This window comes from Sulfuricella sp., assembly GCF_035531155.1.
Lineage (GTDB): Bacteria > Pseudomonadota > Gammaproteobacteria > Burkholderiales > Sulfuricellaceae > Sulfuricella.
In genome coordinates this window covers 179714-187444 of sequence record NZ_DATKTK010000003.1, presented here as the reverse complement: position 1 = coordinate 187444, position 7731 = coordinate 179714, and the positions used below count along the sequence as shown (strand labels likewise).

9 protein-coding genes and 1 tRNA gene are annotated in these 7731 nt (G+C 54.0%); all 10 read right to left on the bottom strand.

Annotated elements, in window-relative coordinates; genetic code table 11:
• Positions 1-153: 153 nt before the first annotated feature.
• Positions 154-230: transfer RNA gene (locus VMV64_RS01055), tRNA-Met, on the bottom strand.
• Between the two features lie 309 nt (positions 231-539).
• The gene (locus VMV64_RS01050; protein ID WP_325328088.1) at positions 540-1439 is read right to left on the bottom strand and encodes a hypothetical protein; all 900 of its coding nucleotides are present in this window, start codon (positions 1437-1439) and stop codon (positions 540-542) included.
• Positions 1432-1833: a biopolymer transporter ExbD gene (locus tag VMV64_RS01045; RefSeq protein ID WP_325328087.1), complete on the bottom strand. Its 402-nt coding sequence runs from the start codon at positions 1831-1833 to the stop codon at positions 1432-1434. Before VMV64_RS01045 ends, VMV64_RS01050 begins: the two co-directional genes overlap by 8 nt.
• A complete protein-coding gene (locus VMV64_RS01040; RefSeq protein WP_325328086.1) occupies positions 1820-2500 on the bottom strand; it encodes a MotA/TolQ/ExbB proton channel family protein in 681 nt (226 codons plus the stop codon). Before VMV64_RS01040 ends, VMV64_RS01045 begins: the two co-directional genes overlap by 14 nt.
• Positions 2501-2568: 68 nt before the next feature.
• Positions 2569-3207 carry a TetR/AcrR family transcriptional regulator gene (locus VMV64_RS01035; RefSeq protein WP_325328085.1) on the bottom strand — a complete coding sequence of 213 codons (639 nt, stop codon included), beginning with the start codon at positions 3205-3207 and terminating at the stop codon, positions 2569-2571.
• A gap of 77 nt (positions 3208-3284) precedes the next feature.
• Complete coding sequence (locus VMV64_RS01030) at positions 3285-4460, bottom strand: lipid A deacylase LpxR family protein (protein ID WP_325328084.1); 1176 nt, start codon at positions 4458-4460, stop codon at positions 3285-3287.
• 23 nt (positions 4461-4483) lie between these two features.
• Positions 4484-4891 (bottom strand): hypothetical protein, encoded by a 408-nt coding sequence (locus tag VMV64_RS01025; protein WP_325328083.1) that lies wholly within the window; start codon positions 4889-4891, stop codon positions 4484-4486.
• A gap of 54 nt (positions 4892-4945) precedes the next feature.
• The gene (locus VMV64_RS01020; protein ID WP_325328082.1) at positions 4946-5533 is read right to left on the bottom strand and encodes a TetR family transcriptional regulator C-terminal domain-containing protein; all 588 of its coding nucleotides are present in this window, start codon (positions 5531-5533) and stop codon (positions 4946-4948) included.
• 838 nt (positions 5534-6371) lie between these two features.
• Positions 6372-6626 (bottom strand): transporter, encoded by a 255-nt coding sequence (locus tag VMV64_RS01015; RefSeq protein ID WP_325328081.1) that lies wholly within the window; start codon positions 6624-6626, stop codon positions 6372-6374.
• Positions 6619-7137: a hypothetical protein gene (locus VMV64_RS01010; protein ID WP_325328080.1), complete on the bottom strand. Its 519-nt coding sequence runs from the start codon at positions 7135-7137 to the stop codon at positions 6619-6621. Before VMV64_RS01010 ends, VMV64_RS01015 begins: the two co-directional genes overlap by 8 nt.
• Positions 7138-7731 lie beyond the last annotated feature (594 nt).

Genomic DNA, 7731 nt, shown 5'->3' with positions numbered 1-7731 from the left:
ATGCTCACCCGTAACAAGCGCCCACACTTATCGGCTGTATATTTTTAAAGAACAGTGCTTCATCCTAATGAAGCGGTGCTTCGTACTGCTGAAGCGAGGTGCGCATTCTACAGAGTTATCAGGAAACGTCAACAACTCTTTAAAACTTAAAACTGGTTGCGGGGGCAGGATTTGAACCTACGACCTTCGGGTTATGAGCCCGACGAGCTGCCAGACTGCTCCACCCCGCGTCGAGAGGTGAGACTATAGCAAAACACGTGAAACCGAGTCAAGCATTTTGTGAGTACACACATAAAACAAATGCGCCAGAACAACCCAGCCCATTGATGAATGAATGCATCACAACCTGCCTAACAAACTCCTCATGGAATCTACTTCCAAGACCAAGACCCATCCTACTTTATTTATAGCCTGAATTTTGCATAAATAAAAAAGGGCGAATAAAAATGGCGTATGTCAAAACTGCCCTTTTTTATAACTTATTGTGAGGCCGTTTCATGCACCCGTAGATTCGAGCATGTTCGACTCGTGACGTGCTGCTATTGAATTCCATTTCGTAATGCAACCCCGTGAGGTCCGGCGCCAGCACCAAAAAACTCACGTATCAAAAAATCTTCCAGCCCCACGTTATCCTCTATGCGTGCAGATAGGATGACCACTCGATTGAGGCGTTGCGATTCCCAATTAAAATCACCTTTGTAATATTTACGAATCAACTCAATCATGCTGCGCACCATTGCGTGCTCCATATCACCATTTGGACCTGCATCGACTTCGATCAATTCGCGCCGGGCATTGCTAAAGTCCTTAGTCCAGCCACGAAACGAAAATGTACCAGTCCGAATACCCATGCTGACAATTTGGAACACGCCGTTCGTGCCTTGTGGTTGGAGATTGCGCTTGATGTTCGCCATCCTGATCTCGTCGGCAGAGGGCTCGCGTTCGTTAGCCCTTGCTTCGGAATTTTCGCGTTCAGCAGACGTCTCGGCGGCACGACGACGCTCTCTGGCCGCGTTAACGTAGGACAACAAGTCTGTCGGGGGCGCTAAATTGGGTGCCGGTGCGGGATCTGCCGGGGCCACAGGCTTGGTTGCCGCGATGTCAGTACGGGGTTTTATCTTGGGCTTGCTGGTTTGCCTGGGCAGGGATTGGGGTTGAGCGTCTGGACTTTTATTTGGCGCCACTTCAGGCAGTTCCACAAAGCTTGCTTCTATGGGCGCAGACACTACCATTTCGACCTTGGGAGAAGTTAGGAAATTACCGAATTTCCAAATGATCACCAGCCAGATGATTGCTGCCAGTGGTATCGGCCACCAGAGCCTGATTTCCTTCGATCGGGAATCGGACACACTTATGCGCACAACCTTGCCACAATTCCAGCATATGGCGGTCCGAATATCCCGTGAATGGGAATCGGGCACGCTTGCGACATTACTCATGTTTTACCGCGATCAAAAATTTCCGGGCGCCGGCAGCCCGTGCCTGCAACATTGCCTGTACCACGATGCCCTGTGGGGCGGCGTTATCCGCAGACACGACGACGCTTTGTTGCGAATTGGTCAGCAGGGGCCCGAGCGTGGCGGCCAGGGTTTGCAAGGTCACCGGAGTCTGGTTGACAAAGATTTTGCTGTCGCCTGTCATCGTCATGGTTACCGGTTTGTCGGCGTTGAGCTTTTCGGCTTTCCCCTGAGGCAGATTCACTTGCAGCGAATCGAGGTTCTGCATCGACAATGAAGACAGCATGAAGGTCGCCAGCAAGAAGAACATCACGTCGATCATCGGGATGATTTCGATGCGCCCCTTGCGATAAGTCCTGGATTTACGCAGCTTCATGGGCGTCACCCTGTTGGTCCAGACGGATGTGATCAATCAGGCGAGTACCGAGGCGTTCCATTTCGTCCATCGTTTGCGATTGCACACGCGAGAAGTAATTGAATCCAAACAAGGCAATCAGCGCGATCAACAAGCCGATTGCCGTTGCAATGAGTGCCTGTGCCACGCCTCCCGTCACCCCCGTAGGATTCACAATGCCACTGCCGCCAATGATCTTGAAGGCATCCATCATTCCGCCAATGGTTCCCATGAGTCCGAGCAAGGGCGCAGCGGTGACGATGGTCTCCAACACCCACAACCTGCGTGCAAGGGATGTTTCGATCAGTTGTGCTTCGTCCGCAGCACGGGATTCAGTCCACCATGTGGGTCGAAGCCGGTTGGCGATTATTACCTCGAAAAACCGCCTGAAGTAATGACGGTGATTCAAGCCGTAAAGCCTTTTCTCCAGCTCTTCCCAGGCGAAGCCATAGGTCTCGGCGAGGTTGAGCAAGTCAAGTGGAAGACGGGCATAACGCCAATAGATAAATGCCTTCTCAAGCATAATGGCCAAGGCGATGATCGCCAGCATAGACAACGGCAGAATGATCATCCCGCCGAGTTTTATTGCGATCCAGGTTTCATGTATGTCTTGCATGGTTATCTCCGAATTGGGGGATTCTTTTCCCATGTTACTTGGAAAAAACTTGTTGGTGCCACCGTAAAAAGCCTGGCGTGGTCCTGTGAGGTGCGCCTATGTCAGACGTTCAAATCCTGTTTTGCGCCGGTTGCACGCACGCTGCCGATGCCGTGGAGAAAAAGGGGGAACACCAGTTTCCCCTCGGCAATCAGTGATTTTCGTGCTTCTATAATGGAAACCCGCATCACTAAGCCCTGAATGATACCGGTAAACATGACAGCGGCGCCGTGCTCGTCCAAGTCCGGGCGAACCAGATTCTGCGCCCTGGCCTGGGCAAGGAGGCCGGTCACTTTGGCCTCGTAATCCGCCAGGATGCTGCGGATCAGTTCCTTGATCTTGGGATTTTTCTTCAACAGTTGATCGGTAAATACCAGCTTCGGGATCGCAGGCACCTTGTCGACGAAGCCCAGGTGAGCGAAAAACATCTTCTCCAGGGAATCGAGCGGGTCGCTGCCCTGCTCCGCCGCCATATCCACCACGCTCATCAGACGGCCTCTCACCCAGTGGATGACCGCCAGCCAAATCATGTCCTTGTTGGGAAAGTGGCGGAAAATCGCGCCTTGGGTGATGCCCACGGCATCCGCCATGTCCTGGGTCGTCACGCCGTCCACCCCCTGCTCGCCGGCAAGATCCACGGCAGCCCTGATGATTTCTTCCTGGCGTTCTTCCGTCGATAGCCGTTGCCTATGTTCGCTCATCTCTTGCTTTCCCTGGTCAGTGTTTCATGTGATTTCAAATTTTCAGGCATGGATGCCATGAAGGTGCGCATGCGTTTTTAGAAGTCAATGCTCAGCGCGATAGAGCCATAAGCCTGGTTTGGCCCCTGCTCCTCGAATTCACGCGAACGGTAAACACGCATCACGGCCAGCCTGACGCCGTGCCCGGCCACCGGGCCATGAGCGCTGACCCCGACAGCAGCCTGGGCAACCCATGGTCGGCGAGTGACGCTGTAACTTGATCGAAAGAGGTTGCCGTCGAGCGAAAAGTCATGCGCGACGAACTTTGTTTCCATCGTCCCGAAGAGGTGAACGCCAGATCGCGGCCTGACGACCGCCGTAGGGGCATCGCCCGGGCCGCTGGGGATGATGGCAGCGGATGGCGGACGATTTTCGGCGCCCGGTCTGATCGGATAGGTGCCGAAGTCGTTCGGCAGATTCCAGCCGATACGCCCTTCGATGCCCAGGGAAGCGGAGGTTTCGATGTTGCCTAGTCGCAGTCCCAGTGAGCGTATCGAATCGGCAGAGAAACCGGGCATGATCGCGCCCGTTCCGCGATAGTCCCTGAATTTGCGGTCCATGGCCAATTGCAGCGCAGGCTCATTCTTCAACTGGTGTTGCCAACCGAGAAATCTGTCGGCACCGATCGCATCGTGAACCCGATTTTGTGACTGTTCCGCAAGAGACAGCGGGCCGATGACACCCAGGGTGATCTCGCGTGTATCGAGTATTTCCGAGTTGCTTTGTGGTTCATGTTTCCGATGGTTCCACGACATGCCCACGTACAGCAAGCCCGCATAAGGCCGATCGTCCGGAATCAGATCGGTCCTGGCAGGATCTTTCGGTGTGAACATGGATTGGCCAAACTTCACCACCACGTTTTGCGTATGCGTTGAGTTTTCCGCATCGGTCCAAAAACCCGGGTTCAGAAACTTGATGAGTTCCGCATGCAGCCGCACCGGTGTGGGCAGGCACTCGGTTCGCAGCTTGCCGGCGATGTCGTGCGAAACAGCGGCGAATGCCACGCCATTCGTGTAATTCTGGTCGGTACCGGTAAAAAGGTCGTTCTCCAGTCTTGCGATCCCCCCGGAGAATCTTACGACCTCATCCGCCTTGCAATCATTGATGCTGTAAGCATTTTCATTGGCGGCTTGTGCGATGGCCGGCGCGATGTGTAAAAACAGCGTGAGCACCCACGCGGCCTTCCCCTGCCCATGTCTTGCCGGCAGATGCATCGTGGGGGGCAGCCTGCATGGCATCACGCCAGACGCCGCACCAGCCGGCGCCAGGCAATGGCCGAGATTGTCACCCAAACCAACGTTCGCAGGCTCATGGCGATCACCGTGCGCGGCTCGTAGGCCCCACCGGAATAGGCGTGCACGCCGAAAGCCGCGAACGTGAGGGCTGTCGCCGCGGCAATGGCAACGGCCAGCCACACCGCCCAGCGTTGCCGCAGCCATAGCCCGGCGCCGGCGACGACATAAGCGAAGCCCGCCGCGAAATTGAACCAGAGCACGAACGGCACATAGTTGCCGGCTGCGGTGCGCACCGCCTCGTCACCAAACAGGATCGTGCCGCCTTCCTTGATGGTCAGCAGGCCGAATCCGACCGCGACCAGGGAAATCGCCCAGATACTGAACCCGCGTTGTTGTTTGAATGCAGTCATAGTGAACTTTCTTTTTCATTGATATTTTGACGAAAAAATTCTCTTCGCTTGACGTCATTTCGACGCAGAGGCCATCCCTGCCCGGTACAGGGAAAAATTCTCGAATGCCTCGCGCAACAACAGTTCTCGCTGACGCAGGTTGGCATTCAATCTGATGGCCAGGCTCTGGATCATGCCGATGAAAATGCCCGCCGCTGTCCGCGGGTCGATGTCGGCCCTGATGCGTCCCTGGCGCTTGGCCTGAGCAATCATTCGGCAAAGGCGTGATTCGTAGTGGACGATGACCTTCTGGATACGCCGGCGAATACGGGTGTCGCTGCCTTGCGATAACCACTCCAGAAGGCGCTTGGGAACATCGGGGTGCCGCAAAACGAATGAAACCTGAAAATAGAAGGCGCTCTCCAGTTCCTGCAGCGGGTTTTGATCGTGCTGCGCTGTGCGTTTCACGAGGCGTAGCAGCCTCCCGCGCGCTCGTGAAATGAAGCGGTCCTGAGCGCCATGGCTGTCCAGCCTCGATTTAAGCAGCGCTTTCTCTGCTGCATCGGCGAGACTTTCCTGATCGGCAAACAAATAATGGCGCGTGGCTTCTAGCCATTGCTCCAAATGCGCATTCTCAAACTTACCCGTGTCGCCAGTATTCATTATGTAACTCCAATGGTGTCCATTCTCAATGGCACTAACGTAAGCTTGTTGCTAGAAGCCGCTTGTTGATTTATAACAACGGCGCACGCGCGATTTGACGCGGTTCCATGAGCAGTTGGCGCGGCTTTGGTCGTCGCTTCACCGTACGGGGCTCGACCCGTCATGTTCGCTTGGGCTGCTTCAGTTGCGCCATGCCGGCGAGCAGATAAGGTATACCGTAGCGCATCATCCATGCGGACAATGTCGCAAATTCTCTTCAAAGGCGTCAAGCAGTTGCGCAAGCTCAACTGCCGCGGCAATACCTGGCCCAGATAAGCTGCCTGCTCCATCGCTGCGCGCACCAGTAAGATGAGGCCATCACCCATCGCCGTCAGCTTGGTGGTGCATATCTCAACATCAAAAGAACCGGGGCAACCGGGTGTGGGCATTGGGATAGATTGGGATAGAAAGAGGTGCATTATCTCAAAGTTCTGGCTGTAACTGATGCCTCAGGGGGCGATTGGGGGTGAATTTTTAGAGATGCCCTGATTGAGTCTCCGTATAAAAATGAATAAATTGATTTGTAGCGAAGCGTATTTAACCGCAGTGGTGTAAACGACATATGTCAAAACCGCCATTTTTTGTAACTTATTGTGACAAGATGCCGGGCCGTTTCATGCACCCGTAGATTCGAGCACGTTCGGCTCGTGACGTGCTGCTATTGAATTCCATTGCTTGAGGCAAACCCGCGAGGTCCGGTTCAGCCTTGGCCATAACACCGCGGCCGCGACGGTACCGATAGAAAGGTTAAGCCATAAAAATAATTGATTAGAAGAACCCGGGAATAATCTTAAAGGGGTCACCAACGAATGGTAACCCCCGAAAGAAACGCATAGTCGGTAGCGGCCTGGTTCAGGCCCACGTGCATTCCCGCGTCGAGATCAAGTTTCTTGTGTGGCGAGTAGATCACAGCGGCTACAAGCATTGCCGGCCAAGTGCGCGAGAATCTGTCCGTATTGGTGTCAACTCCTGCATCGGCGACGAGCTTCAGCTTATTGTTGACTTGGTACGCCACGGCTCCGGACAAGTGAAAAAGATCCTTCCGCTCATCCACATTGTTGAATGTTTTTGAGGTAACCAGCGTGGGAATGATAAGTCAACAAACCCTGTTCCAGGCTTGTAACAAAATTCAGCCCATAGGTGCTGCGCCCTGACCCCAAGCCCCGGGCCGAGTTGCCACTGGGAGAAGTGAGCAAGGGCTTGAGCGCAAGACTCAGATTTTCATTTTCATAGAAACGCCATTTCACGAACAGTTGGCTGTCGCCTCTGCCGCTTTCGACGTTAGTTACACTACTTTCGATGGCCTCATTCCTGATATGGGCAAGCCCCAAAGCGATATCGATATTATCGGCAATACCGTAGGAGAGTGCCGAGGCCGCCACGGTGGATCGGCTCTTTATTTCCCCGATGCGGTCGTGATTATCATCGTAAGTAAGCTCCAGTTGAAAACCACCAGCGCCTTGGGTTCCGGTGTCTTCGGTGATCAGCGGGTGAGCAGCATGTACGGAGCCAATGGCCAATACGCCGGCCAACCCTACTGACACAATTGAGATTTTATTAAGCATTTCTTATTCCTCAATTGCGATTCTTTGAATCTGGCAGTACTGAATCGCTATCTCTATATGACTATATTCTTGGGACGATGCCGCATCGCAGATGTGCTCTTAATCGTTGCACTTGCCTGCCCGGTTGCCGAGAATGGATCCGGTTATCCATACTTCGTCCACCCCCCATACTCTAATCCCGCACGCTGCTCATGCGGGACTCGTATCCTCAGCCGTACCCGCCTTCTTTCCACCCAAGCTGATGCTTGCCATTATCCGCCCGATGAGTTTCCACAATATTTCCCGCAACGAGATTTTCGTGACGACGTGTAACTAATTGTTACCAGATACTCGAGAATGCCGGTAGATACTGTAATAACGACACAGCGAAGGGCTGCCACCTGGCAACAAATTACGTCGATCTGTTCACCTTTGGATCATGCAATGCTGCCGTGAAGGGATGGGCTGACGCTTACCCGAACAAGCCACATGCAAAGTTGGCATCGCTTCTTCCCACTGCGCCGTCATAGGCGACCTGGTCATCCATCTGAGCGCTACCGCCCGCGTCAAATTTCCGCGCTCACCACCCCTTTCGCTCGCCGTAACAAACTGTTA

What these genes read in the sequence shown, in the direction of transcription:
- VMV64_RS01030 (WP_325328084.1), bottom strand. Translation starts at nt 4,460, where the DNA reads ATGCATCTGCCGGCAAGACATGGGCAGGGGAAGGCCGCGTGGGTGCTC.
- VMV64_RS01010 (WP_325328080.1), bottom strand. Translation starts at nt 7,137, where the DNA reads ATGCTTAATAAAATCTCAATTGTGTCAGTAGGGTTGGCCGGCGTATTG.
- VMV64_RS01045 (WP_325328087.1), bottom strand. Translation starts at nt 1,833, where the DNA reads ATGAAGCTGCGTAAATCCAGGACTTATCGCAAGGGGCGCATCGAAATC.
- VMV64_RS01035 (WP_325328085.1), bottom strand. Translation starts at nt 3,207, where the DNA reads ATGAGCGAACATAGGCAACGGCTATCGACGGAAGAACGCCAGGAAGAA.
- VMV64_RS01040 (WP_325328086.1), bottom strand. Translation starts at nt 2,500, where the DNA reads ATGGGAAAAGAATCCCCCAATTCGGAGATAACCATGCAAGACATACAT.
- VMV64_RS01025 (WP_325328083.1), bottom strand. Translation starts at nt 4,891, where the DNA reads ATGACTGCATTCAAACAACAACGCGGGTTCAGTATCTGGGCGATTTCC.
- VMV64_RS01020 (WP_325328082.1), bottom strand. Translation starts at nt 5,533, where the DNA reads ATGAATACTGGCGACACGGGTAAGTTTGAGAATGCGCATTTGGAGCAA.
- VMV64_RS01050 (WP_325328088.1), bottom strand. Translation starts at nt 1,439, where the DNA reads ATGAGTAATGTCGCAAGCGTGCCCGATTCCCATTCACGGGATATTCGG.